Source organism: Allobosea minatitlanensis, assembly GCF_964020775.1.
Genome location: NZ_OZ224509.1, coordinates 2555155 through 2578396 on the forward strand (window position 1 = coordinate 2555155; position 23242 = coordinate 2578396).

General features: G+C 68.9%; 22 protein-coding genes. 4 read left to right on the forward strand and 18 right to left on the reverse strand.

Annotation, left to right across the window (positions count from 1 at the left end; all coding sequences use genetic code 11):
- Genes ACWH43_RS12640 through frr form a run of 3 tightly spaced genes read right to left on the reverse strand, consistent with a single transcriptional unit; the run spans position 1 to position 2193 of the window.
- The gene (locus ACWH43_RS12640; RefSeq protein ID WP_158443554.1) at positions 1-825 is read right to left on the reverse strand and encodes a phosphatidate cytidylyltransferase; all 825 of its coding nucleotides are present in this window, start codon (positions 823-825) and stop codon (positions 1-3) included.
- Complete coding sequence (locus ACWH43_RS12645) at positions 822-1571, reverse strand: isoprenyl transferase (protein ID WP_158443553.1); 750 nt, start codon at positions 1569-1571, stop codon at positions 822-824. Before ACWH43_RS12645 ends, ACWH43_RS12640 begins: the two co-directional genes overlap by 4 nt.
- 58 nt (positions 1572-1629) lie before the next feature.
- Positions 1630-2193: a ribosome recycling factor gene (gene frr, locus ACWH43_RS12650; protein ID WP_158443552.1), complete on the reverse strand. Its 564-nt coding sequence runs from the start codon at positions 2191-2193 to the stop codon at positions 1630-1632.
- A gap of 367 nt (positions 2194-2560) precedes the next feature.
- Here frr and ACWH43_RS12655 point away from each other — a divergent pair, with 367 nt between their 5' ends.
- The gene (locus tag ACWH43_RS12655; RefSeq protein WP_260348336.1) at positions 2561-2974 is read left to right on the forward strand and encodes a VOC family protein; all 414 of its coding nucleotides are present in this window, start codon (positions 2561-2563) and stop codon (positions 2972-2974) included.
- A 200-nt stretch (positions 2975-3174) separates the two neighbouring features.
- Here the strand turns inward: ACWH43_RS12655 and pyrH are convergent, their stop codons facing one another.
- The 4 genes from pyrH to ACWH43_RS12675 form a co-directional block, all read right to left on the reverse strand.
- The gene (gene pyrH / locus ACWH43_RS12660; protein WP_260348337.1) at positions 3175-3882 is read right to left on the reverse strand and encodes a UMP kinase; all 708 of its coding nucleotides are present in this window, start codon (positions 3880-3882) and stop codon (positions 3175-3177) included.
- Positions 3883-4075: 193 nt separating this feature from the next.
- A complete protein-coding gene (gene tsf, locus ACWH43_RS12665) occupies positions 4076-4999 on the reverse strand; it encodes a translation elongation factor Ts (protein ID WP_158443549.1) in 924 nt (307 codons plus the stop codon).
- Between the two features lie 177 nt (positions 5000-5176).
- The gene (locus tag ACWH43_RS12670) at positions 5177-6178 is read right to left on the reverse strand and encodes a 30S ribosomal protein S2 (RefSeq protein ID WP_448153492.1); all 1002 of its coding nucleotides are present in this window, start codon (positions 6176-6178) and stop codon (positions 5177-5179) included.
- A 257-nt stretch (positions 6179-6435) separates the two neighbouring features.
- Positions 6436-6807 (reverse strand): pore-forming ESAT-6 family protein, encoded by a 372-nt coding sequence (locus tag ACWH43_RS12675; RefSeq protein WP_158443547.1) that lies wholly within the window; start codon positions 6805-6807, stop codon positions 6436-6438.
- A 198-nt stretch (positions 6808-7005) separates the two neighbouring features.
- Between ACWH43_RS12675 and ACWH43_RS12680 the strand changes: the two genes are divergently transcribed.
- The gene (locus ACWH43_RS12680; RefSeq protein WP_158443546.1) at positions 7006-8169 is read left to right on the forward strand and encodes a GGDEF domain-containing protein; all 1164 of its coding nucleotides are present in this window, start codon (positions 7006-7008) and stop codon (positions 8167-8169) included.
- 22 nt (positions 8170-8191) lie between these two features.
- Here ACWH43_RS12680 and pncA read toward each other — a convergent pair whose 3' ends face one another.
- Together pncA and dnaE are read right to left on the reverse strand one after the other, a co-directional pair.
- Positions 8192-8920 carry a bifunctional nicotinamidase/pyrazinamidase gene (gene pncA / locus ACWH43_RS12685; protein WP_158443545.1) on the reverse strand — a complete coding sequence of 243 codons (729 nt, stop codon included), beginning with the start codon at positions 8918-8920 and terminating at the stop codon, positions 8192-8194.
- A 135-nt stretch (positions 8921-9055) separates the two neighbouring features.
- Positions 9056-12532: a DNA polymerase III subunit alpha gene (gene dnaE / locus ACWH43_RS12690; RefSeq protein WP_158443544.1), complete on the reverse strand. Its 3477-nt coding sequence runs from the start codon at positions 12530-12532 to the stop codon at positions 9056-9058.
- A gap of 467 nt (positions 12533-12999) precedes the next feature.
- Between dnaE and ACWH43_RS12695 the strand changes: the two genes are divergently transcribed.
- Positions 13000-13641 carry a hypothetical protein gene (locus tag ACWH43_RS12695; protein WP_158443543.1) on the forward strand — a complete coding sequence of 214 codons (642 nt, stop codon included), beginning with the start codon at positions 13000-13002 and terminating at the stop codon, positions 13639-13641.
- Between the two features lie 206 nt (positions 13642-13847).
- Here the strand turns inward: ACWH43_RS12695 and ACWH43_RS12700 are convergent, their stop codons facing one another.
- From ACWH43_RS12700 to ACWH43_RS12720, 5 genes are all read right to left on the reverse strand, one after another.
- On the reverse strand, positions 13848-14540 hold the full coding sequence (locus tag ACWH43_RS12700; protein ID WP_158443542.1) for an ABC transporter ATP-binding protein: 693 nt from the start codon (positions 14538-14540) through the stop codon (positions 13848-13850).
- Positions 14540-15829, reverse strand: coding sequence for a lipoprotein-releasing ABC transporter permease subunit (locus tag ACWH43_RS12705; RefSeq protein WP_158443541.1), 1290 nt, complete (start codon positions 15827-15829; stop codon positions 14540-14542). Before ACWH43_RS12705 ends, ACWH43_RS12700 begins: the two co-directional genes overlap by 1 nt.
- A 13-nt stretch (positions 15830-15842) precedes the next feature.
- Positions 15843-17174, reverse strand: a complete 1332-nt coding sequence (gene proS / locus ACWH43_RS12710; protein WP_158443540.1) for a proline--tRNA ligase — start codon at positions 17172-17174, stop codon at positions 15843-15845.
- A gap of 161 nt (positions 17175-17335) precedes the next feature.
- Positions 17336-17836, reverse strand: a complete 501-nt coding sequence (gene coaD / locus ACWH43_RS12715) for a pantetheine-phosphate adenylyltransferase (RefSeq protein WP_158443539.1) — start codon at positions 17834-17836, stop codon at positions 17336-17338.
- A 206-nt stretch (positions 17837-18042) separates the two neighbouring features.
- Complete coding sequence (locus ACWH43_RS12720; protein WP_260348340.1) at positions 18043-18165, reverse strand: hypothetical protein; 123 nt, start codon at positions 18163-18165, stop codon at positions 18043-18045.
- A gap of 156 nt (positions 18166-18321) precedes the next feature.
- Between ACWH43_RS12720 and ACWH43_RS12725 the strand changes: the two genes are divergently transcribed.
- A complete protein-coding gene (locus tag ACWH43_RS12725) occupies positions 18322-20193 on the forward strand; it encodes an ABC-F family ATP-binding cassette domain-containing protein (RefSeq protein ID WP_448153493.1) in 1872 nt (623 codons plus the stop codon).
- Between the two features lie 4 nt (positions 20194-20197).
- On the opposite strand, the gene ACWH43_RS12730 is transcribed toward ACWH43_RS12725, so the two are convergent.
- From ACWH43_RS12730 to ACWH43_RS12745, 4 genes are all read right to left on the reverse strand, one after another.
- Positions 20198-20680: a YegJ family protein gene (locus tag ACWH43_RS12730; protein ID WP_158443537.1), complete on the reverse strand. Its 483-nt coding sequence runs from the start codon at positions 20678-20680 to the stop codon at positions 20198-20200.
- Between the two features lie 4 nt (positions 20681-20684).
- Complete coding sequence (locus tag ACWH43_RS12735) at positions 20685-21098, reverse strand: hypothetical protein (RefSeq protein WP_260348341.1); 414 nt, start codon at positions 21096-21098, stop codon at positions 20685-20687.
- Positions 21095-21547: a DNA polymerase III subunit chi gene (locus ACWH43_RS12740; RefSeq protein WP_158443536.1), complete on the reverse strand. Its 453-nt coding sequence runs from the start codon at positions 21545-21547 to the stop codon at positions 21095-21097. Before ACWH43_RS12740 ends, ACWH43_RS12735 begins: the two co-directional genes overlap by 4 nt.
- A gap of 110 nt (positions 21548-21657) precedes the next feature.
- The gene (locus ACWH43_RS12745) at positions 21658-23148 is read right to left on the reverse strand and encodes a leucyl aminopeptidase (protein ID WP_158443535.1); all 1491 of its coding nucleotides are present in this window, start codon (positions 23146-23148) and stop codon (positions 21658-21660) included.
- Positions 23149-23242 lie beyond the last annotated feature (94 nt).

Genomic DNA, 23242 nt, shown 5'->3' on the forward strand with positions numbered 1-23242 from the left:
TCAGAAATCGGCTTGGAAGGCGAAGAGAACAAGCCCGGCCAGCACCAGCACCGCCCAATAGCCGTCGAGCCTGTCGAGGAAGCCGCCATGGCCGGGAATGAGGCCGCTCGAATCCTTGGTACCGAAACGGCGCTTGAGCGCGGATTCGTAGAGGTCGCCGGCCTGGCTGGCGACCGAGGCGACGAGCGAGGCGGCGAGCACCCGGCCGCTCGCGGCAGGCGCGCCGCCGGCCGCCCAGCTCCAGACCAGCGCGCCCGCCAGCGTGCCGGCCAGCGTGCCGCCGATGGCGCCGGACCAGGTCTTCTTGGGGCTGACGCGCGGCATCAGCTTCGGCCCGCCGAACCGCCGACCGGAGAAATAGGCGGCGATGTCGGTCAGCCAGACGACCGCGAAGCTCCACAGGATCAGGGCAAGCCCGACCGCGGGCCGGTCGCGCAGGGCCGGCGTGATCATGGCGAAGGCGAGCGCGTAGGCGACACCGCAGAGCTCGAGCGGCAGCCGCGCCCGGACGAAGGGCGCCGCCAGCGCCCCGAGCAGGGCGGCGGCGGCGGTCACGCCCGCCACGGCGCCCGCCGAAACCGGCAGCACGGCCAGGACGAGCCCGGCCAGGACGACCCCGGCCCCGGCCGCCACCGCATTGGCGCGGCTGACGATGGAAAACCATTCATAGGCGACGAGGCCCGCGACCAGCACCCAGGCCAGCCGGAACGGCCAGCCGCCCCACAGGGTCAGGGCGAGGACGACGGCCGCGAGGACGAGCGCCGAGACGACCCGCCGCCTCAGCTCGCTCGAGCCCGGCGCGGACGCGGGGAGAGGCCCATTCACGCCACGCCCACGCTGCGGCCTGGCGGCGTCGAGAGGCCGCCGAAGCGGCGCTCGCGCTGCCGGTACTGCGCCAGAGCGTCCTCGAAGGCGGCGCGGTCGAAATCCGGCCACATCACCGGGGTGAAGACGAATTCGGCATAGGCCGCCTGCCAGAGCAGGAAATTCGAGATGCGGGTCTCGCCCGAGGTCCGGATCACCAGCTCGGGATCGGGCAGGTCATGGGTGTCGAGCCGGGCGGAGAGCGCCGCCTCGTCGATGGCGCGGGGCTCGACGCGCCCGGCCGCGGCATCGGCGGCCAGGGCGCGGGCGGCGCGGACGATCTCGTCGCGCGCCCCGTAATTGAAGGCGATCGCCAGGATCAGGCCGGTATTGCCGCGGGTGCGCGCCTCGGCATGCTCGACAAGGCGGCGCAGATCCGGCGCCAGATCCTGCCGGCTGCCGATGATGCGCACCTGCACATTGGCGGCGGAGAGCTCGGCGAGGTCCTTCTCGACGAAATGCCTGAGCAGCCCCATCAGGAAGCTGACCTCGGCCTGGGGCCGGCGCCAGTTCTCGGTCGAGAAGCTGTAGAGCGTCAGCACACCGATGCCGAGGTCGCTGGCGTTGCGCACCGTGCGCCGCAGCGCCTCGAGGCCGCGCCGGTGGCCTTCCTGGCGCGGCAGGCCGCGCATCTGCGCCCAGCGGCCGTTTCCATCCATGATGATGGCGACATGGGTGGGGGTCGGGCCCCCCTGGCCGGATGACATGCGGATGAGCCTCGCTGGGCCGGATGATGAAGGCGCGCCGCCCCGCAGGGCGGTTTCGTCAGACGTGCAGGATTTCCTTTTCCTTGGCGGCGAGCGCCTGGTCGATCTCGGCGATGTGCTGGTCGGTCGCCTTCTGGACCTGGTCGGACTGGCGCTGGGCGTCGTCCTTGGTCATGTCGCCGTCCTTCTCCAGCTTCTTGAGGATGTCGATGCCGTCGCGGCGGACATGGCGCACGGCGATCTTGGATTCCTCGGCGTATTTATGCGCGACCTTGACCATCTCCTTGCGGCGCTGCTCGTTCAGCTCCGGGATGCGGATGCGCAGCACCTGGCCCTCGGTCTGCGGGTTCAGGCCGAGATCGGATTCGCGCACCGCCTTGTCGACGGCCTGCACCATCGAGCGGTCCCAGACCTGGACGCTGAGCAGGCGCGGCTCGGGCACGGAGACGGTGGCGAGCTGGCTCAGCGGCGTGCGGGCGCCATAAGCCTCGACCATGATCGGGTCGAGCATGTTGGCGGAGGCGCGACCGGAGCGCAGCGAAGCGAGATCGCCCTTGAAGGACTGCACGGCGCCGGCCATGCGGCGCTTGAGGTCGGCGAGGTCGAACGTCGTCTGGGCCATTTCAATCAAGACCTTGCAGATAATCAAAAATCGGCGCGACCATGGCGGCGGGACAGCACAGGGTCAAGCTCTACCTGCCCGAACAGCATGTTCCCCGCCGGCGGGCAAGGGGAAAGCCGCGCGGACGGGCGAGCCTTCGGCCGGGCGACGGGGAAGAGGGCTGGAAGTCTCCTCCCGGACACCCGATCTAACCCTAGAGCATCGGACCGAAAAAGTGGAATCCGCTTTTCGGAAAAATCCGATGCGCCAGCAATGGGATAGATCATCGTTACCGCGCCCGGGAGGCGCGCGACGATCGAGCGCCTCGCCCCCACCCGCGAGCCACCGCGAGCCAGTTGCGGTTTGCGGAAACCTTGGGAGAACCGCCGTGCCCCGCCTCAACCGCATCGTCGAGACCGCGCTCTATGTCGACGACCTCGAACGCGCCCGCGACTTCTACGAGACGAAGCTCGGCCTGGCGCCGCTGCTCAGCACCCCGACGCTGGTCGCCTGCGACGTCGGCGGGCGGAGCGTGCTGCTGCTGTTCCGGCGCGGGGCCTCGCTGGCTACGCAGACCGCCCCCGGCGGCAGCATTCCGCCGCATGACGGGCAAGGCCCCCTGCATATCGCCTTCGCCGTCGACGAGGCCGAGCTGGCGGCCTGGGAGGAGAAGCTGGAACGGTCCGGCATCGCCGTGGAGGGCCGGATGCAGTGGGACCGCGGCGGCAGGAGCCTCTACTTCCGCGATCCCGACGGCCATCTGCTCGAGCTGATGACGCCGGGGATCTGGCGCATTTATTGAGGATTGGCGCTCTTCCGCCCTCCTGGGGATCGGCAGGCCGGACAGCGCATCGAGCGGGAAATGGTCGTCTTCCCGGACGGGGCGAAGCGAAGATCCGGGATCCGTGCCAGGGCGCGGCCGATGAAGCTTCAAGCATGGATCCCGGGTCTCGCTGCGGTTGCCCGGGATGGCCGGCGCCCCTCTTCAGGGTCGCCCACGCCTCACGGAGTCACATAGGTCGCCCTGCCCTCGCCGCGCAGCACGGCGGCGAGGGCGCCGGTCTCGGCGATCGAGAAGACGACGATGGTGAGCAGCGCGTCGCGCGCCAGCGCGAAGGCGGCCGTATCCATCACCTTGAGGTCGCGGCGGATCGCCTCCTCATGGGTGAGCGTGTCGTAGCGCGTGGCGCTCGGGTCCTTCTTGGGGTCGGCGCTGTAGACGCCGTCGACCTGCGTCGCCTTGAGCAGATGGCTGCAGTCGAGCTCGGCCGCGCGCAGGGCCGCGCCGGTGTCGGTGGTGAAATAGGGGTTGCCGGTGCCGCCGCCCAGGATGACGACCTTGCCGTTGCTGAGATGGTCGAGCGCGCGCTTGCGGGCATAGCTCTCGCAGAGCGAGGGCATCGGCACCGCCGACATGGCGCGCGCCGGCGCGCCGGCCGCCTCGATGGCGTGCTCCAGCGCCAGCGCGTTCATCACCGTGCCGAGCATGCCGATCGAATCGGCGGTGGTGCGGTCGAGCCCCTTGTTGAGGCCCTGCACGCCGCGGAAGAAATTGCCGCCGCCGACCACGATGCCGACCTCGACGCCCTCGCGGGAGGCATGGGCGATGTCGGCCGCGAGCGCCACCAGCGTGCCGCCGTCGAGCCCGGTCCCCTGCGGGCCGGCCAGGGCTTCGCCGGAGAGCTTCACGAGAACGCGTTTGGGCCTCATCGGTGATCTCTCCGTCATTCTGGCTGCCGCCGGGAATCGCCGGCTACCCTTCCTACAAGAAAGGCCGCGCGATGCGCGGCCTTTCTGTCACCTCGTCCGGGGCTTGTCAGCCCGTGCCCGGCCCGGAGCATGGCCCGGGCGGCGCAAAGCCGCCGCTCGCGGCGCGTATCTCCCGGGCGGGAAGCCGGATCGCTCAGCCCGCGGTGCCGCCGACGGCGGCGACCTCGGCGGCGAAGTCCTGCTCTTCCTTCTCGATGCCCTCGCCGAGCGCGAAGCGGGCGAAGCCGGAGAGCTTCACCGGCGCGCCGACCTTGCCCTCGATCTCCTTGAGGACCTGCGCGACCGACTTCGAGCCGTCATGGATATAGGCCTGCTCAAGCAGGCAGTGCTCCTTGGCGTAGCTCTTCAGGCCGCTCTCGGTGATCTTCTCGAGGACATGGGCGGGCTTGCCGGCATTCTTCTCGGCCAGGATCGCCTTCTCGCGCTCCAGGACCTCCGGGTCGACCGAAGCGAGGTCGAGCGCGACCGGGCTGGTGGCGGCGACATGCATGGCGAGCTGCCGGCCGAGCGCGGCGAGCTCGTCGCCCTTGCCGGTCGATTCGAGCGCGACGATGACGCCGATCTTGCCGAGGCCTTCGGCGATCGCGCCATGGACATAGGAGCCGATCACGCCCGAGGAGACCTTGAGCGCGGCGACGCGGCGCAGCGTCATGTTCTCGCCGATGGTGGCGATGGCGTTGGCGATCGCCTCCTGCACGGTGCCGCCGCCCGGATAATGATGGCCGAGCAGCGCCTCGACGTCGCCGCCGCGCTCCAGCGCGACATCGGCGATGGTCTTGGCGAGCGCCTGGAATTCCGGATTGCGCGCGACGAAGTCGGTCTCGGAGTTGACCTCGACGACCACGCCCTCATGGCCCTGCACGGCGACCGCGACCAGGCCCTCGGCGGCGACGCGGCCGGCCTTCTTGGCGGCCTTGGCGAGGCCCTTGGCGCGCAGCCAGTCGATGGCGGCCTCGAGGTTGCCGTCATTGGCGGAGAGCGCGGCCTTGCAGTCCATCATGCCCGCGCCGGTCTTGTCGCGGAGTTCCTTCACGAGTGCGGCGGTGATCGCTGCCATGTCTCAAATCCTTGCTGTCGTTGCGGCATGGGCCCGAAGGCCGGCCGCGGATCGGAATGTCCGGACGCCTTATGGGAAAACGCCGACGCTCCGTTTCCGGCCGTCGGCGCTGATCGGCGTCAAATCGAGAGGCTGATTGCGACGCGCCGATGACGCGCCGCGATCATGCGGCCTGCATCAGGCGTCGGCGAGCTCGCGCGCCTGGGCGACCCAGCCCTCGCGCTCGATCTTGCCGCCGAGCTTGAGGTCGTGGTCGACCTTGGTGACGTTGGCCGGCGACATCGCCGCGATCTGCCAGAAGTGGTAGATGCCGCCGTCGTTCAGCTTCTGGACCGCGTCGGGACCCATGCCGGAGAGCTTGGTCAGGTCGTCCGGCGCGCCGCGCGGAGCGGTCAGGGTCTCGAAGACCTGGCCTTCGGCCGCGGCCGGCTCCAGAGCCTCCTCGACGACCGGCGCCTCGGCGGCGCCGATGTCGATGCCCTGGTCGCCCGAGGCGCGGCCGATGCCGTCGATGGCCGAGCGGGCGATCAGGTCGCAATAGAGCTGGATGGCGCGGCCGGCGTCGTCATTGGCCGGGACCGGGAAGGTGATGCCATCCGGATCCGAGTTCGAATCGACGATCGCGGCGACCGGGATGCCGAGGCGCTGGGCCTCCTTGATCGCGAGCTGCTCCTTGTTGGTGTCGATCACGAAGATCATGTCCGGCGTGCCGCCCATGTCCTTGATGCCGCCGAGCGCCTTCTCGAGCTTGTCGCGCTCGCGCGACAGCATCAGGCGCTCCTTCTTGGTCAGGCCGGAGCCGCCGCCGTTGAGCAGCTCCTCGACCTTGCGCAGGCGCTGGATCGAGGCCGAGATGGTCTTCCAGTTGGTCAGCATGCCGCCGAGCCAGCGGGAGTTGACGTAGTACTGGGCCGAGCGCTTCGCGGCGTCGGCGATGGCATCCTGCGCCTGGCGCTTGGTGCCGACGAAGAGGACGCGGCCGCCGCGGGCGACGGTGTCCGAGACCGCCTGCAGGGCGCGGTGCAGCATCGGCACCGACTGCGACAGGTCGAGGATGTGGATGTTGTTGCGGGTGCCGAAGATGTAGGGCGACATCTTCGGGTTCCAGCGATGCGCCTGGTGGCCGAAATGGGCACCGGCCTCGAGGAGCTGGCGCATGGAGAAATCAGGCAGAGCCATGGTGTTCACTGTCCTTCCGGTTGAGCCTCTGGAGCGCGAATGAACAGGCATGAGCTGCCACGTCACCGGAACGCCTCTGCGAAAGAGGCGATACGCTCCATGTGGAATGGCGTGCGCCTTACAAGGGATGGCGCCGCAATGCAAGCCGGCCCGGGGCGGAAACCCGCCGCTGCCGACGAAAAATCCCGCGCGAGGGCTCGCGCGGGATCGCAGTCTCGTCGAAACCGCTCGTTCGGAGCGGCTTACTGCGGAGCGGTTTATTGCGGCAGCTTGGCGCCCATCTGCTTCACCAGGTCGCCGATCTGCTTGCAATAGGCGGCGGGCGTGCCGTTCTGCGCCTTGGCGATGGCCTCGATGTCCTGCTCCATGCCCATCGCCGAGATCGTGCCCTTGCGGCCCGCGGCTTCGGCGGCATCGCCGCCGCTGACATCGGCAGGAGCCGGAATCAGGGCGATCAGCTTCTTCTGGACGTCGACGGCGGCGCCGTCGGTATAGCCCTTGTCGACGCAATAGCCGAGAATGCCGAGCTGGTTGCGCGCGGCCTGATAGGCGATCTTGAGCTGATCGGCCTGGGACTGGGCGAAGGACGGCACAACGGAGGACAGCAACGCCGCGGCGGCAACGGCCATAAATGACTTTTTCGAGATCACCTTGAGATATCCTTTAAAGTTTCAGGACAAAAGCATGACGAACATGCGCTCCACCCCCCGGCCCGGTGATTATCTTGCCAGACCCACGCCGACAACCCTTGCGGCCAAGAGGTGCACAGGCGGTTCGGCGCCGGCCGGCATTTCCCGGGGCCCGGCTGAAACGGGAATGAGGGCGGTATGTTCCTCGACCTACGCACGATCTTCATCACTGGCGCGCTGACATGCTTCATCATCGGCATGATGCAGTTCGCCACCTTCGCGACAGGGCGCTTCAGCCGCAGCCCGATCTGGTGGGGCGCGAGCAGCCTGTGCATCGGATTCGGCCTGCTCGGCACCGCGCTGCGCGGCGAGATCCCGGACTGGATCTCGATCCAGATGGCGAACACCGTCCTGCTCGCCGGCTGCCTGCTGCTGCTGACCGGCATCCGCCATTTCGCCGGACGCAAGCTCTACTGGCTCGGCTTCGGCTGCACGCTGGCGACGATCTGGGCGCTGCTCGCGCTCATGCCGGGCGTGCAGGGCTATCCGAAGCGGGTCGCGGTGTTCTCCCTGGCGACGATGCTTTGCGACGCCGCCATCGTGCGCGAGGCCGCCCGGCTCGCGCGGACGGAAAAGCTGCGCTCGGCCTGGCTCGTCGCCCTGCTCTTCGCGCCCACCGTCGTGATCTACGGCGTCCGCGGCCTGCTGGCGGCGTTCGACCATGTCGGGACGGAACTCTTCGCCTCCGACTGGGCGCCGGTCGGCTGGCTGGCGGGAACCGGCGTCGCCTTCATCATCCTGCGCGGCCAGGCGCTGCTGCTGCTGGCCGCCGAACGCAGCAACGAGGCGCTGGCGACCCTGGCCCAGCGCGACCCGCTGACCGGCGCGATGAACCGCTCCGGCCTGGAGAAATGGCTCGCCCGGCGGTCCGGCGGCGCGCGACAGGCCGGGCAGCCGGCCTCGATCCTCCTCGTCGACATCGACCATTTCAAGCGGCTCAACGACACGCTCGGCCATGCCGCGGGCGACGAGATCCTGCGCCTCTTCACCGATGCGGTGCGCGGGCAGTTGCGCAGCGGCGACATCCTGGCCCGGCAGGGCGGCGATGAATTCGCCATCGTCCTGCCGGAGATCGGCGCGGACGAGGCCGTGCGCGTGGCGGAGCGGATCCGCAGCGCCTTCCGCGAGGCGGCGCGCGCCCTCGCCCCGCCCGCACCGACGCTCAGCATCGGCGTGGCGGAAGTCGAGCTGCGCGGACGCGGCCTCGAGGCGCTGCTGGCCGAGGCGGACGAGGCGCTGTATCGCGCCAAGAGGCTCGGGCGCGACCGGGTGCAGGTGCGGGTCGCCCCGACGGCGGCCTGAGGCCGGTCGGAGGCGGCCCATCTCAGCCCGGCAGCTCGCTCGACCGGATGCGGACCACGTCGTTGTCGGCCATCTCGGCCCAGGCCCGCGCCAGGGAGCCTTCCAGATCGATGGCGCGGCAGGCATCCTCGACGACATAGCAGTCGAACCCGGCCCGCACCGCGTCCTGCGCCGTCCAGTTGACGCAGAAATCGGTGGCGAGACCGGCGATGACGACGCGCAGGATGCCGCGCTCGCGCAGATAGCCGGTGAGGCCGGTCGGCGTCGTGCGATCCGCCTCGACGAAGCCGGAATAGCTGTCGACCTCCCGGCGATAGCCCTTGCGGATGACCGCCTGCGCCTGCGGAATCGCGAGATCGGCCCGGAATTCCGCTCCTTTCGTGCCCTGCACGCAATGATCCGGCCAGAGCACCTGCTGGCCGTAAGCCATCGCGATCGTCTCGAAGGGCCGCTTGCCGGCATGGCTCGAGGCGAAGGAGGAATGCCCGGCCGGGTGCCAGTCCTGCGTCATCACGACATGGCTGAAGCGTTTGGCCAGAGCATTGATGACCGGCACGACCTCGTCCCCGCCCGGCACGGCCAGGCTGCCGCCGGGGCAGAAATCGTTCTGGACATCGACGACGATCAGAATCGTGCGCTCATCGATCACCGGCTTCTCCTGCGCTCTCGCAACCCGTGCGGCGGCCGCGGCGCCGAGCGCGCCCGCTCCCGCGATCAAGCTGCGCCTGTCGATCCCGAAAGCCCCCGCCATGGCAGCCTCCCGCGGCGCCGGCCGAGGCGCAGGATGCGCCTCCCGATCGCCGATACGGCGTCAGCCTGCGTCAGCGCCGCGAGGACGGCAAGAGCCGCATGCGGGAGGCCCGGCGTTCCGGAAGTCCCTGCCCGCTCAGCGTAGCTCGACGGAAACCACGCCCGGCGCCGCGCGCACCGCGTTGGCGACCTGCTGGGTCACCGGATACTTGCCCGGCAATTCGATCTCGACCTCCTGCGCGCCGTCTTCGAGGATCATCACGATCGAGACCTTGCCGTCGGAGCGCGCCGCCTCGCCGCGCGGGCGGATGCGCTCGGCGATGGAGGGCACCGCCTTCTCGTCGCGCAGATAGATCAGCAGGTCCTGCTTCTGGCGCGAGGCGAGATCGTCGAGCACCTCGACATCCTCGATGCGCGGCCGGACCTCTTCGCCGTCGAGCACGGCCGAGAGGCGCAGCACCAGCGCCCTGCCCGGCTCCAGCAGGTCGCGGAAGCGCATCAACCCCTCCGAGAACAGCACGGCCTCGAACTGGCCGCTTGGATCGGACAGGTTGACGATGCCCATCTTGGAGCCGGACTTGGTGCGCCGCTCCGACTTGTCGATGACCGAGACCGCGACCTTGCCGACGCCGGTGCCGTTGGCCCGCACCGTCAGGGCGAAATCGGCGTAGCGCTGCACGCGCAGGCGCTTCAGCACATGCTCGTAATCGTCGAGCGGATGGCCGGAGAGGAAGAAGCCGACCGCCTCGTGCTCGCGCCTGAGCTTCTCGGCCGGCGCCCAGGGCTCGACCTGCGGGATGCGGAAGGCCTCCTGCACCACGCCGCCGCCGAGAAGATCGAACTGGCCGGCGGCCGCCTCCTCGCGAGTGCGGTTGGAGAGCGCCAGCATGCCGTCGATCGCGGCCATGGCGCGCGCCCGGTCCTCCTCCAGCTCGTCGAGCGCGCCGGCGGCGATCAGCGCCTCCAGCGTGCGCCGGTTGACCAGCCTGGTGTCGATGCGGCGGGCGAGATCGGCGAGATCGCGGAAGGGGCCGCCGGCGGCGCGCGCCGTCACCACCGATTCCACCGCGGCCCGGCCGACGCCCTTGATGGCGCCGAGCGCGTAGAAGATCTTGCCGTCGGCGACGTCGAACTCGACGCCGGAATGGTTGATCGCCGGGCGCTCGACCTTGATGCCGAGCCGCTCGGCGTCGCGGCGGAATTCCGAGAGCTTGTCGGTGTTGCCCATGTCGAGCGTCATCGAGGCCGCGAGGAACTCGACCGGGTAATTCGCCTTCAGATAGGCGGTCTGGAAGGCGACGATGGCATAGGCCGCCGCGTGGCTCTTGTTGAAGCCGTAATCGGCGAACTTCGCCAGCAGGTCGAAGATCTCGGAGGCCACGTCCTTCTTGATGCCGCCGTCGACGGCGCCCTTCACGAAGCGGTCGCGCTGGGCGTCCATCTCCGCCTTGATCTTCTTGCCCATGGCGCGGCGCAAGAGGTCTGCCTCGCCGAGCGAATAGCCCGAGAGCGCCTGCGCCACCTGCATCACCTGCTCCTGATAGACGATGATGCCGTGGGTCTCGCGCAGATAGGGCTCCATGCCCGGATGGAGATAGGTCGGCTCCTCCAGCCCGAGCTTGCGGCGGCAATAGGTCGGGATGTTGTCCATCGGGCCCGGCCGGTAGAGCGCGACCAGCGCGATCAGGTCCTCGATGCGGTCGGCCTTCATTTCGACCAGCGCCTTGCGCATGCCGACCGATTCCACCTGGAACACGCCGACCGTCTCGCCGCGGGCCAGCATGGCGTAGGTCGCCGGATCGTCGAAGGGCAGCTTGGCAAGGTCGATATGGATGCCGCGCTGGGCGATGAGCTTCACCGCGGTCGTCAGCGTGGTCAGCGTCTTGAGGCCGAGGAAGTCGAACTTCACCAGCCCGGCCTGCTCGACCCATTTCATGTTGAACTGGGTGACGCGCATGCCGGTGCGCGGATCGACCGAGAGCGCGACGAGCTGTTCGAGCGGCCTGTCGCCGATCACCACGCCTGCGGCGTGGGTTGAAGCATGGCGGTGAAGCCCTTCCAGCTTCTGGCCGATTTCGAGCAGCCGCGCGACGATCGGCTCGTCCTGCGCCGCCTGCTGGAGCTTGGGCTCGCCCTCGATCGCGTCCTTCAGCGAGATCGGCTTGGCCGGGTTCTGCGGCACCAGCTTGGTCAGCTTGTCGACCTGGCCGTAGGGCATCTCCAGCACGCGGCCGACATCGCGCAGCACGCCGCGCGCAAGCAGCGTGCCGAAGGTGATGATCTGGGCGACGCGCTCCTGCCCGTAATGATGCTTGACATATTCGATCACCTCTTCACGCCGGTTCTGGCAGAAGTCGATGTCGAAATCCGGCATCGAGACGCGGTCCGGATTCAGGAAGCGCTCGAACAGCAGGCCGAAGCGCAGCGGGTCGACATCGGTGATGGTCAGCGCATAGGCGACGAGCGAGCCCGCGCCCGAGCCGCGCCCCGGCCCGACCGGAATGTCGTGCGCCTTGGCCCATTTGATGAAGTCCGAGACGATCAGGAAGTAGCCCGGGAACTTCATGCGGGTGATGATCGAAAGCTCGAAATCGAGCCGCTTCCCGTAATCCTCGACGGTGAAGCCCTCGGCCGGGCCGTGCTTTTCGAGCCGCGCCGCCAGGCCGGCGCGGGCCTGTGCTTCCAGCTCCTCGGCCTCGTCGCGCCCCTCCTCGCCGAAGCGCGGCAGGATCGGCTTGCGGGTGGTGACGCGCCAGTGGCAGCGCATCGCGATCTCGACGGTGTTGGCCAGCGCTTCCGGCAGGTCGGCGAAGCGCTTCTTCATCTCGGCGCGCGAGGCGAAATAATGCTCGGGCGTGACGCGCCGGCGCTCGCCGTCCGAGACCAGCCGGCCCTCGGCCACCGCCAGCAGCGCGTCATGCGCGTCGAAATCGGCCGGCTTGGCGAAGAAGGGCTCGTTGGTGGCGACGATCGGCAGGTCGGAATCATAGGCGAGGCGCAGGAGATGGGCCTCCAGCGCCGCCTCGTTGTCGCGGCCATGGCGCTGGATCTCGACATAGAGCCGGTCGCCATAGATCCGGGCGAGCGTGGCGAGGCGCGCCGCGGCCACGGGGAGCTGGCCGTTGCGCAAAGCCGTGTCGACCGGCCCGTCGCTGCCGCCGGTGAGCGCGATGAGGCCGTCAGGATAGGCCGCCAGCCGCTCGACCGTCGTCACGGGCTGGCCGGCGCCGCCGGTCGCCAGCGCCGCCTCGCTGACCAGCTTCATCAGGTTGCCGTAGCCGGCCTCGTCCATGGCGAGCAGGACGATATGCGGCAGGCGCTGCGGCTGCGCCGGCCGGCGGCCGCCCTCGCCCTCATCGGCGAAATCCACCGAGAGCTGCACGCCGGCGATGGGCTGCAGGCCCGCGCCCGAGAGCTTCTCGGAGAACTCCAGCGCGCCGAAGAGATTGTCGGTGTCGGTGAGCGCCAGCGCCGGCTGGCCGTCGGCGGCGGCGAGCTTGGCCAGCGTCGAGACGGTCATCGCGCCCTCGAGCAGCGAATAGCTCGAATGGACATGAAGATGCACGAAGCCGATCTCCGCGAGAACGCGTGCTCCGTCCGCTTCCCGAGCCATGTCCCTCTCCCGTCGCGATGCGACTCGTCCGTCCGCCCGTTCCGTTATGGCGCCGTGGCGAGGCCGGCGTCGAGGCCGCAGGCGCCGAAACCGGCCGGCTGTGGATGGCTCCTGCCAGGATCAGACATGCGGCCCGGAGAGAAGAGCCGCCCAGAGCCAGATCATGCCGAGGAACACGCCCAGCGAAGCGATCTCGGCGAGGCCGGCGGCGAATTTGCGCGCTGCAGTCATGACGAACCTCCGTCGTTCTCGATAGGTTCATCTTAGTTCCTGTTTTGTTCTCGTCAATCGCGATACGTCACCCGCAGCCCGCGCATGAGGAATCGGTTAACGAAAACTTTCCACGCAGGTCTTGCCGCGGCCGATCCTCATTTTCGCCACCTCCTCCAGCCATCGCAGGCCGATGCCGCCGGCGGATGGAGCCGGATCGACGGCGTGGCCGGGGCAGCGCCGGAAGGAGGCAGAGCATGATCGATCTTCGCGCTTGCGGCCTGGTTCTCCTCGCCGCGCTCGCCTGCAGCGGATGCCGCGACGCCGAGGCGCAGGGCGAGGATTTCCTGCCCCTGATCCAGGCCTATTTCGACAAGGAGCCGGTCTGCGTCGCCGTGCGCAGGATCCCGATCGACACCAACGATGCCTGGGTCCAGGGGAACCTGCGGACGCTGGTCGACCAGGGGCTGCTCGCCGAAGAAACCCCGCCGGCCGACGTCTCGGCCGCGATCGGCCCGTCGCGCCGCTTCACCCTGACGCAGGCCGGCGCGGGCTTCTACCGGGCCGAGGGCCTGCCGGAAATTCCGCGCCAGCCGGTGCTCTGCTTCGCGCGGCGCGAGATCACCGGCATCGTCGCAACCGAGATCGAGCCGCCGCGCGGCGAGGAGGATTTCGCGCTGGAGCCGCGCAAGGCCCGGATCACCTTCGACCAGCGCGTCGTCGAGATCGCCCCCTGGGCCGAGGCCAAAGCCGTCCAGGCCGCGTTCTCGGCCATCCCGACCCAGCTCAGGACCTCCGGCGAAAAGGGCAAGATCGAATTCGTCTGGAAGGACGGCACATGGCTCGCCCAGCCGAGCTACGCCTTCCCGCTCAGGGATGCGCGGCAGCTCGGGCGCTAGCGCCTGCTGATTTGACGCGGAACCGCGCGGTTATCGCGGATGCCCCATCCATCATGGCGCGGAGCGAAGCGACGAAGCGATCCAGGGGGAGATGGAGCTCTGCCGCTCCCGGATTGCTTCGCGGAGCCTGTCCTCGGGCTTGCCGAAGGCAAGACCCGGGGTCGCAATGACGGCTCCCGTGCCGGGGGCGCCGGATCGAGGCGGCGCTACTCCAGCGGGACGACCAGCCCTTCCCTGATCGTGACCTGGCGGTCCATCCGGCGGGCGAGATCGAGGTTGTGCGTCGCGATCAGGGCCGCGAGGCCCGAAGCGCGGGCGAGCGCGATCAGCGTGCCGAAGACGTGCTGCGAGGTATGCGGATCGAGATTGCCGGTCGGCTCGTCGGCCAGCAGCAGCCGCGGGCCGTTGGCGACGGCGCGGCCGATGGCGACGCGCTGCTGCTCGCCGCCGGAAAGCTCGCCCGGCAGATGGTCGAGCCGCTGGCCGAGGCCGAGGAAGCTCAGCAGCTCCGTCGCCCGCTCCTCCGCGACCGCGCGGTCGAGCCCGCGGATGCGCTGCGGCAGCACCACGTTCTCCAGGGCCGTGAACTCGGGCAGGAGATGATGGAACTGGTAGACGAAGCCGATCTCGGTGCGGCGCAGCCGCGTGCGGCCCTTGTCGTCGAGCCTGGTGGTGGCGAGGCCGCCGACGAAGACCTCGCCGCCATCGGGCTTTTCCAAGAGGCCGGCGACATGCAGCAGCGTCGACTTGCCGGTGCCGCTCGGCGCCACCAGCGCCACGACCTCGCCCGGCCAGAGCGCGAAATCGGCCTTGCGGAGCACTTCCAGCGGCGCGTCGGCCTGCGGATAGAAGCGCTCGACCTGCGAGAGGAAGAGCGCGGGCGTTTCCTGAACCGCCATCAGCCCATCCTCAGCGCTTTGACCGGGTCGAGGCGCGCCGCCTTCCAGGCGGGATAAAGCGTCGCCAGCAGCGACAGCACCAGCGCCATCAGCACGACGCTCGCCACCTCGCTCCAGTCGAGCACGGAGGGAATGTCGCTGAGGAAGCGCACCGTCGGGTCCCAGAGATTGGCGCCGGTGATCCAGTTCAGCGCCGCCATGATCGACTTGATGTAGTGGGAGAAAAGCACGCCGAGAATGAAGCCGGCGAAGGTGCCGACCACGCCGATCGTCGCGCCGGTGATGAGGAAGACGCGCAGCACCGTGCCGCTCGTCGCGCCCATGGTGCGCATGATCGCGATGTCCTCGGTCTTGTCCTTCACCAGCATGATCAGGCCGGAGACGATGTTGAGCGCCGCCACGAGCACGATCAGCGTCAGGATGATGAACATCACGTTGCGCTCGACTTCCAGCGCGTTGAAGAAGCTGCGGTTGCGCTGGCGCCAGTCGGAGAGCACGAGCGGGCGCGGCGCATCGGCCTCGATGGCGTCGCGGACCTTCTGCGTGTTGTCGGGATTGTCGACGAAGATCTCGATGACGTTCACGTCGCCGTCGCGGTTGAAATAGGCCTGGGACTCGGCGAGCGGCATGTAGACGAAGGTGCCGTCGAACTCGGTCATGCCGATCTGGAAGATCGCCTTGATCGGATAGGCCTTGATGCGCGGCGCCGTGCCGAACGGGGTCGAGGCGCCCTGCGGCGTCACCAGCGTGATCGTGTCGCCGACCTGGACGCCGAGCGCATTGGCCAGCCGGATGCCGATGACCACGCCGGGCGTGGCGTCGAACCCCTCCAGCGTGCCGGACTTGATATTGCCGCCGATGAAGGGGATCGACTTGATGTCGGCCTCGCGCACGCCGCGCACCAGCACGCCGCTGTTCCCGGTCTGCGAGGAGGCCAGCGCCTGCCCCTCGACCAGCGGAATGGCGAGGGTGATGCCGTGGATCTTGCGCAGCCGCTCTGCGACGCTGTCGAAATCGTCGAGCGGCCGGTCGATCGGGGTGGCGAAGATATGGCCGTTCACGCCGACGATCTTGCTCAGCAGCTCGATGCGGAAGCCGTTCATCACCGACATCACGATGATCAGGGTCGCGACGCCGAGCATGATGCCGAGGAAGGAGAAGCCGGCGATGACCGAGACGAAGCCCTCGCGCCGGCGCGTCCGGAGATATCGTCCCGCGAGGCTCCACTCGAAGCCGGCGAAGGGCTTCGTGCCGGTCGGCACCTCCGCGCTTTCGACGACGGCGCTCATGCCCGGCGCCCCGTCACGCCGCCCGGCCCTGGAAGCGGTCGAGCGCCGCTTCGAGCGAAACGGTCTCGCGCTCGCCGCCGGCGCGGCGCTTGATCTCGACCTTGCCCTCAGCCAGCCCCTTCGGGCCAACGATGATCTGCCACGGCACGCCGATCAGGTCGGCGGTGGCGAATTTGGCGCCGGGCCGCTCCTGCGTGTCGTCGTAGAGCGCGTCGTAGCCCTTGGCGAGCAGCTCCTTGTAGATGCGCTCGCTCGCCGCGTCGGTCGCGGCGTCGCCGGCCTTGAGGTTGATGACCCCGATGTCGAAGGGGGCGATCTCCTCGGGCCAGACGATGCCGGCCTCGTCATGGCCGGCCTCGATCAGCGCCGCGACGAGGCGGCTCGGGCCGATGCCGTAGGAGCCGCCATGCAGCGGCATCTGCTGGCCGTCCGGCCCGGTCACGGTCGCGCCCATGGGCTCGGAATACTTCGTGCCGAAATAGAAGATGTGGCCGACCTCGATGCCGCGCGCCGAGACGCGCTTGTCTTCAGGGATAGCCTCGAAGGCGGCCTTGTCGTGCATCTCTTCCGTGGCGGCATAAAGGCTCGTCCATTTGTCGACGATGCCCTGCAGCCCCGGCACGCTGTCGAAATCGGTGTCGGCCGCCGGCGTGCGGAAGTCCAGATAGTCCTTGTGGCAGAAGACCTCGCTCTCGCCGGTCGAGGCGAGCACGATGAATTCATGGCTGAGATCGCCGCCGATCGGGCCGGTATCGGCCTTCATCGGGATCGCCTTCAGCCCGAGCCTCGCGAAGGTGCGCAGATAGGCGGTGAACATGCGGTTATAGGCGTGGCGCGCCGCATCCTTGTCGAGGTCGAAGGAATAGGCGTCCTTCATCAGGAATTCCCGCCCGCGCATCACGCCGAAGCGCGGCCGCACCTCGTCCCGGAACTTCCACTGGATATGGTAGAGGTTGAGCGGCAGGTCCTTGTAGGATTTGACATAGGCGCGGACGATCTCGGTGACCATCTCCTCGTTGGTCGGGCCGTAGAGCATGTCGCGGTCGTGCCGGTCCTTGATGCGCAGCATCTCCTTGCCATAGGCGTCGTAGCGCCCGCTCTCGCGCCAGAGATCGGCCGACTGGATGGTCGGCATCAGGATCTCGATGGCGCCGGAACGGTTCTGCTCCTCGCGCACGACCTTGCAGATCTTGTCGAGCACGCGCAGGCCCAGCGGCAGCCAGGCGTAAATGCCGGCCGATTCCTGGCGGATCATGCCGGCACGCAGCATCAGCCGGTGCGAGACGATCTCGGCCTCCTTCGGCGTGTCGCGCAGGAGGGGCAGGAAATAGCGGGAAAGGCGCATCGGAAAACCTGTCGGAAGGCAGCGCGCGAGGGATCGCGCCGGGAAACTACGCAACGAGTCGCTTCACCTGAGAGACACCATCGCTCTCGGCAAAATGCAAACCAAAATCAGCAGAAAGCGGCGGAACATGGCGAAGTTGTGGGCCCTTCGCCGCGCCGGCCTCAGCGGCGGGCGAAGCGGGCCTTCAGCGCCGCGAGGACCGGGACCGGCACGAAGGCCGAGACGTCGCCGCCCATCGCCGCGATCTGCCGGACCAGCGTGGCGGTGATGGGCCTCACCGCCGGCGAGGCCGGCAGGAAGACCGTCTGCACCTGCGGCGCCATGGCGGCGTTCATGCCCGCCATCTGCATCTCGTAGTCGAGATCGGAGCCGTCGCGCAGGCCGCGGACGATGATGCCCGCCCCTGCCCGCTTCGCCGCATCGACGGCCAGATCGTCGAAGGTGACGACCTCGAGCGCGGTCCCGCGCGGCGCCAGCAGCGGCGCGGCGACCTCCCGCAGCAGCGCCGCGCGTTCGTCGGCCGTGAACAGCGGCGTCTTGCCCGGATGCACGCCGATCGCCAGCACGAGCCGGTCGCACAGGCCGGCGGCGGCGGCGATGACGTCGGCATGACCGTTGGTCACGGGGTCGAAGGAGCCGGTGTAGAAGGCGGTGCGGATCATGGACCCAGCGTTAGAGCATCCGGGCGGAAAGAGGAAACCGAATTTCCGGCGCCGCCCCGGCGGAAGGCTCTCCCCGCGGCAGCATGCCGCCGCGACGCCCGATCATAGGCGCCGCATGCCTCCGCGGCGCGGGTTACAGGGCGACGGCCGGATGCAGCGCGGAATGCTTCAGGGAATGAAGACGGGGAGCGGAGCGAGCCGGAGCGTCAGGACAGCGGCATGAAGGTCGCGAGCGCGGCGAGGCTGGCCGCGACGATCGAACCGCAGACGAGCAGCGAGGCGCAGAGCGAGACGCGGCGCGGGAGAGCATAAGGCTGGTCGGCGAACATGGGCATGATCTCGACGAATCACAGAATACTTCCGTTCCGCTAGGTGACCCTCCCGGCGGGCCGCGCAAGGGCGAGAACGTGACGAAACGGTGACATCGCGCCGTTTCCGGCGGCTTTCGATTGGCTTTTGCGCCATAGCGCCCTACATCGCCCGCCATGCTGACGATTAACGACATCACCTACCGGCTCGGCGAGCGCCTGCTGCTCGACCACACCGGCGCCGCGATCCCGGACGGGGCGCGCGTCGGCTTCGTCGGTCGCAACGGCACCGGCAAGACGACGCTGTTCAAGATCATCACCGGCGATCTCGGCACCGAGAGCGGCACGATCAGCCTGCCCCGGGGCCGGCGCATCGGCGGCGTGGCGCAGGAGGCCCCGGGCGGGCCGGAGACGCTGATCGAGGTCGTGCTGGCCGCCGATACCGAGCGCACGGCGCTGATGAAGGAAGCGGAGACCGCGACCGATCCGCACCGCATCGCCGAGATCGGGACGCGACTCGCCGATATCGGCGCGCATTCGGCCCCGGCGCGGGCCGCGATGGTGTTGCACGGCCTCGGCTTCGACGAGGCGGCGCAACAGCGCCCCTGCTCCGATTTCTCCGGCGGCTGGCGGATGCGCGTGGCGCTGGCGGCCGTGCTGTTCTCCGAGCCCGACCTGCTGCTGCTCGACGAGCCGACCAACTATCTCGACCTGGAAGGCACGCTCTGGCTCTACGATTATCTCGAGCGCTATCCGCATACGGTGATCGTGATCAGCCACGACCGCGAACTGCTCGACACCTCGGTCGACCACATCCTGCATCTCGACCAGGGCAAGCTCACCCTCTATCGCGGCGGCTATTCCTCCTTCGAGAAGCAGCGCGCCGAAAAGCAGATGCAGCTCGCCCGCGCCCGGGAGAAGCAGGAGGCCGAGCGCAAGCATCTCCAATCCTTCGTCGACCGCTTCAAGGCCAAGGCCACCAAGGCGCGCCAGGCGCAATCCCGCGTCAAGCGGCTGGAGAAGATGCAGACGATCGCGACCATCGTCGACCGCGACGTCCAGCCTTTCGTCTTCCCCGGCCCGGAAAAACCGCTCTCGCCGCCGATGATCGTGCTGGAGGATGCGGCCGCCGGCTATGGCGAGCGCAAGGTGCTGTCGCGGCTCAACCTGTCGCTGGCGCCGGACGACCGCATCGCGCTGCTCGGCTCGAACGGCAACGGCAAGTCGACCTTCTGCAAGCTGATCGGCGGCCGGCTTCCCGCCATGTCGGGCGAGATGAAGAAGTCGAGCAAGCTGGAGACCGCCTATTTCGCCCAGCACCAGCTCGACGAACTGCGCATCGAGGACACACCCGTCGGCCATCTGCGCGAGCTGATGCCGGACGCGCCCGAAGCGAAGGTCCGCTCCAAGGCGGCGCAGATCGGCTTTCCGGCGAGCAAGGCCGACACGCCGGTGAAGCTGCTCTCCGGCGGCGAGAAGGCGCGGCTGATGCTGGGCCTGGCCACCTTCCACGGCCCGCATCTGCTCATCCTCGACGAGCCGACCAACCATCTCGACATCGACAGCCGCACCGCGCTGGTCACCGCGATCAACGACTATCCCGGCGCCGTCATCCTGGTCAGCCACGACCAATTCCTGATCGAGGCCTGCGCCGACCGGCTCTGGCTCGTCGGCGGCGGCACGGTGAAGAATTTCGACGGCGACATGGACGACTACCGCGCCTATGTGCTCGGCGCGGCCAAGGCGGAGAGGCGCGGCAAGCCGGCGCCGGAACCCGCGGCGCGACCGAAGGCCGACGAGCGCAAGGAAGCGGCGACGAAGCGCGTGGCGCAAGGCCCGCTGCGGCAGAAGCTCAACCTCGCGGAAGCCCGCATCGCCAAGCTGACCGGGCTGATCGGGAAGGTCGACGAGGCGCTCGCCAACGGCGCCTTCGCGCGCGACCCGGAGAAGGCGCTGCAGATCTCGCGGCAGCGTGCGGAACTGTCGGAAGCGCTGGCCGCCGCCGAGGAGGAGTGGCTGCTGCTGGGCGAGGAGCTCGAGAGCGCCTGAGCGCTCAGGGCTGCGGTGAAAGCACCTTCCGCAGCCCCTCCGCCTGCTCGGCGGGAATCCGCTTCAGCATCACCCGCGTCGTGTAGTTGCCGTACATGCGGCCATCGCGCCGATAGCCCCAGTCGCTGATCATGCTGCCGGCCGCGCGATACGGCGACCCCTTGACCAGCGGCGCCAGGCGCTGCGGCTCGTTGGCGAGCCGGCCGACGAAGCTGTCGCCCTCGATCGCGTCGAGATTCATCCAGATATGCTCGCGACCGTCCGACCCCTTGATCGGGATCGCCACCTTGACCACGAAGCTCTCGCCGCGCCGCTCGCGAAAATCCGTGCGGAAACGCGGCAGGCTGGCGCGTGCCGCGTCGATGGCGGCGTCCATCTCCGGGTCGCTGGTGCGATAGTCGTAGGTCGGGTCCTGAGCCTGCGCCGGACCGGCGACGGGGCCGGCCAAAGCGGCGAGCAGGGCCGCGGCGAGAATACGGGGCTTCATCGGCTCAGCCTTCACCGCCCGGTTTCACGATCCGCCCCAAGCGGTTGTCAGTGAACAGATAAAGCTCGCGGCCGCCGGGCTCGGCATAGAGCACCTGCACCTCGCGCTGGCCCTTGCCGCTCTGGCCGATCAGCACGTCGGTCGGGGGCTTGCCCTTGAGCTTCACCAGCTCGCATTCGGTGATGCCGGGCGCGATCTCCTTCGGCAGCGGCCGGGTCGAGGGATCGAGCGAGAGGCCGACGCTGCATTCGCCCTCCGGCGTCAGCACCGGCTCGCGGGTCGAGATGCCGGCGCTGCCCGAGGTGGTCGTCGTGGTGGTGACGCCACCCTTCGTCTCCGACTGGAAGGCGAAGCCGCCCATGTCGACCGAGCAGCCGCCGAGCGCCGCGGCGCAGAAAAACAGGATAGGCAGTCTCACGCTTTCTTCTCCCAGCGGCCGGCCTCGTCCTGCTGCCAGTAGCTGGCGGCATGCCCGGAAGCCTTGGCCTTCTTCCAATCCGCGCGGGCGGCGTCGAGCGCCTCGGGATCGTCACCATCGAATATCAGAACGACGCGCTCGTAGTCCTGCAATGCGTCTGGAATGCGGACGCCGTCGGCGCAGATGCGGACCTGCGCCGCGTTGGGGTTATGCGCCTCGGTCGTCAGCACGATCGGGTTCCGGGCCGCATCCGCCTCCATCGCCGTGACATGCGGCAGGAAGCTCTCGTCGGCATAGGTCCAGAGATGGTCGTCGACCGCGCTCATGCGCTCCCGGCTGGAAACCTCGACAACGACCTTCTGGCCGCGCGCCAGCGCCCGGTCGAGGATGGTCGGCAGGACCTGCTCGAGCGGGCGCGACTGCAGATGGAAGAACAGGATCTCAGCCATGTGCGGCAGCCGGCAGGAGGCAGTCGGCCGTCGGGGCCGAAGCGCGAGCAGTTTCCGACTGCCTACCGCCCATTGCCGACTGCCGCAAATCGCTCCGCATCACGCCCCTCTCACCGCTCGTAATGGTCCTTCACCAGCCGGTCGAGCAGGCGCACGCCCCAGCCCGGCCCCCAGGAACGGTTGATCTCGCTGTCCTTGGCCGCCATGCCGGTGCCGGCGATGTCGAGATGCGCCCAGGGGGTGTCGTTGACATGGCGTTGCAGGAACTGCGCCGCGGTGATCGAGCCGGCATAGCGCCCGGCCGAGTTCTTCATGTCGGCGAATTTCGAATCGATCATCTTGTCGTAGGCCTTGCCGAGCGGCATGCGCCAGACCGTCTCGCCGGTGGCAAGGCCGGCCGCCGTCAGGCGCTGGGCCAGCTCGTCATTGTTGCTGAACAGGCCGGCGTTCTCCTGCGCCAGCGCGACCAGGATCGCCCCCGTCAGCGTCGCCAGATTGACCATGAAGCGCGGCTTGAAGCGGTCCTGCGTGTACCAGAGCACATCGGCCAGGACGAGCCGGCCCTCGGCGTCGGTGTTGATGATCTCGATGGTCTGGCCGGAAAGCGAGGCGACGATGTCGCCCGGACGCTGGGCGTTGCCGTCCGGCATGTTCTCGACGAGGCCGATCACGCCGACGGCGTTGACCTTGGCCTTGCGGGCGGCGAGCGCGTGCATCAGCCCGACGACGGTCGCCGCGCCCGCCATGTCGCCCTTCATGTCCTCCATCCCGGCGCCCGGCTTCAGCGAGATGCCGCCGGTGTCGAAGGTCACGCCCTTGCCGACGAAGGCGACGGGCTCATCGCCCTTGCCGCCGTTCCAGCGCATCACGACGACGCGGCTCTCGCGGCGCGAGCCCTGCCCGACGCCGAGCAGCGCCCGCATGCCGATCTTCTTCAGCTCCTTCTCGTCGAGCACCTCGACCTCGACGCCCAGCTTCCCGAGCTTCTTCGCGCGGTCGGCGAATTCCTCGGGGTAGAGGACGTTCGGCGGCTCGTTGACGAGGTCGCGCGCCAGCAGGACGCCGGCCGCGACCGCCTCCGCCGCCTTGAGCGCCTTCTTCACGGCCGCCGGGTCGGCGACGCGCAGCGTCACCGAACGCGAACCGGCGTCGTCCTTGTCCTTGCTCTTCGTCTTGTAGCGGTCGAATCTGTAGCTGCGCAGCCTGAGCCCAAGGGCCAGATCGGCCGCCTGCCGCGCATCGACCTCGCCCTCCGGCAGCACGAGCGCAACATCCGCCTCGCGGCCGGCGCCGAGCCGCCCGGCGATCGCCCCGCCGAGCTTCACGAAATCGAGATCGCCGCGCTCGCCCGCCGGCCCGACGCCGATGGCGACGAGCCGCTCATAGGGCGCGCCCTCCGGCGAGGGCAACGCCAGTGCGGACAAAGCCTTGCCCTTGAAGCGCTCGGCCGCGGCCGCCCGCGTCAGCAGAGCCTGCGCGCCCGGACCGGCCAGCGCCTCCGCCCGGCCGGGCAAGGCCAGTTCGTCGGACAGGAAAACCACGAGATCGCGCCCTTCGACGGCGTCCAGGGGTTTGATCTCGAGCTTCGGGTGCTGCGACATGACCGGCTCACAATCTTGCGAAAACTGTCGGGAAGGGACAGTTGGGGGACGCGCCGCAGACGATTCCCGTTTGCGCCGCAAATCCGCCTATACC

Bases quoted from the DNA above. Each gene is read 5' to 3' on its own strand.
- ACWH43_RS12645 (WP_158443553.1), bottom strand. From the start codon at position 1,571: ATGTCATCCGGCCAGGGGGGCCCGACCCCCACCCATGTCGCCATCATC.
- frr (WP_158443552.1), bottom strand. From the start codon at position 2,193: ATGGCCCAGACGACGTTCGACCTCGCCGACCTCAAGCGCCGCATGGCC.
- pyrH (WP_260348337.1), bottom strand. From the start codon at position 3,882: ATGAGGCCCAAACGCGTTCTCGTGAAGCTCTCCGGCGAAGCCCTGGCC.
- tsf (WP_158443549.1), bottom strand. From the start codon at position 4,999: ATGGCAGCGATCACCGCCGCACTCGTGAAGGAACTCCGCGACAAGACC.
- ACWH43_RS12670 (WP_448153492.1), bottom strand. From the start codon at position 6,178: ATGGCTCTGCCTGATTTCTCCATGCGCCAGCTCCTCGAGGCCGGTGCC.
- ACWH43_RS12675 (WP_158443547.1), bottom strand. From the start codon at position 6,807: ATGGCCGTTGCCGCCGCGGCGTTGCTGTCCTCCGTTGTGCCGTCCTTC.
- ACWH43_RS12680 (WP_158443546.1), top strand. From the start codon at position 7,006: ATGTTCCTCGACCTACGCACGATCTTCATCACTGGCGCGCTGACATGC.
- pncA (WP_158443545.1), bottom strand. From the start codon at position 8,920: ATGGCGGGGGCTTTCGGGATCGACAGGCGCAGCTTGATCGCGGGAGCG.
- dnaE (WP_158443544.1), bottom strand. From the start codon at position 12,532: ATGGCTCGGGAAGCGGACGGAGCACGCGTTCTCGCGGAGATCGGCTTC.
- ACWH43_RS12695 (WP_158443543.1), top strand. From the start codon at position 13,000: ATGATCGATCTTCGCGCTTGCGGCCTGGTTCTCCTCGCCGCGCTCGCC.
- ACWH43_RS12700 (WP_158443542.1), bottom strand. From the start codon at position 14,540: ATGGCGGTTCAGGAAACGCCCGCGCTCTTCCTCTCGCAGGTCGAGCGC.
- ACWH43_RS12705 (WP_158443541.1), bottom strand. From the start codon at position 15,829: ATGAGCGCCGTCGTCGAAAGCGCGGAGGTGCCGACCGGCACGAAGCCC.
- proS (WP_158443540.1), bottom strand. From the start codon at position 17,174: ATGCGCCTTTCCCGCTATTTCCTGCCCCTCCTGCGCGACACGCCGAAG.
- coaD (WP_158443539.1), bottom strand. From the start codon at position 17,836: ATGATCCGCACCGCCTTCTACACCGGCTCCTTCGACCCCGTGACCAAC.
- ACWH43_RS12720 (WP_260348340.1), bottom strand. From the start codon at position 18,165: ATGTTCGCCGACCAGCCTTATGCTCTCCCGCGCCGCGTCTCGCTCTGC.
- ACWH43_RS12725 (WP_448153493.1), top strand. From the start codon at position 18,322: ATGCTGACGATTAACGACATCACCTACCGGCTCGGCGAGCGCCTGCTG.
- ACWH43_RS12730 (WP_158443537.1), bottom strand. From the start codon at position 20,680: ATGAAGCCCCGTATTCTCGCCGCGGCCCTGCTCGCCGCTTTGGCCGGC.
- ACWH43_RS12740 (WP_158443536.1), bottom strand. From the start codon at position 21,547: ATGGCTGAGATCCTGTTCTTCCATCTGCAGTCGCGCCCGCTCGAGCAG.
- ACWH43_RS12745 (WP_158443535.1), bottom strand. From the start codon at position 23,148: ATGTCGCAGCACCCGAAGCTCGAGATCAAACCCCTGGACGCCGTCGAA.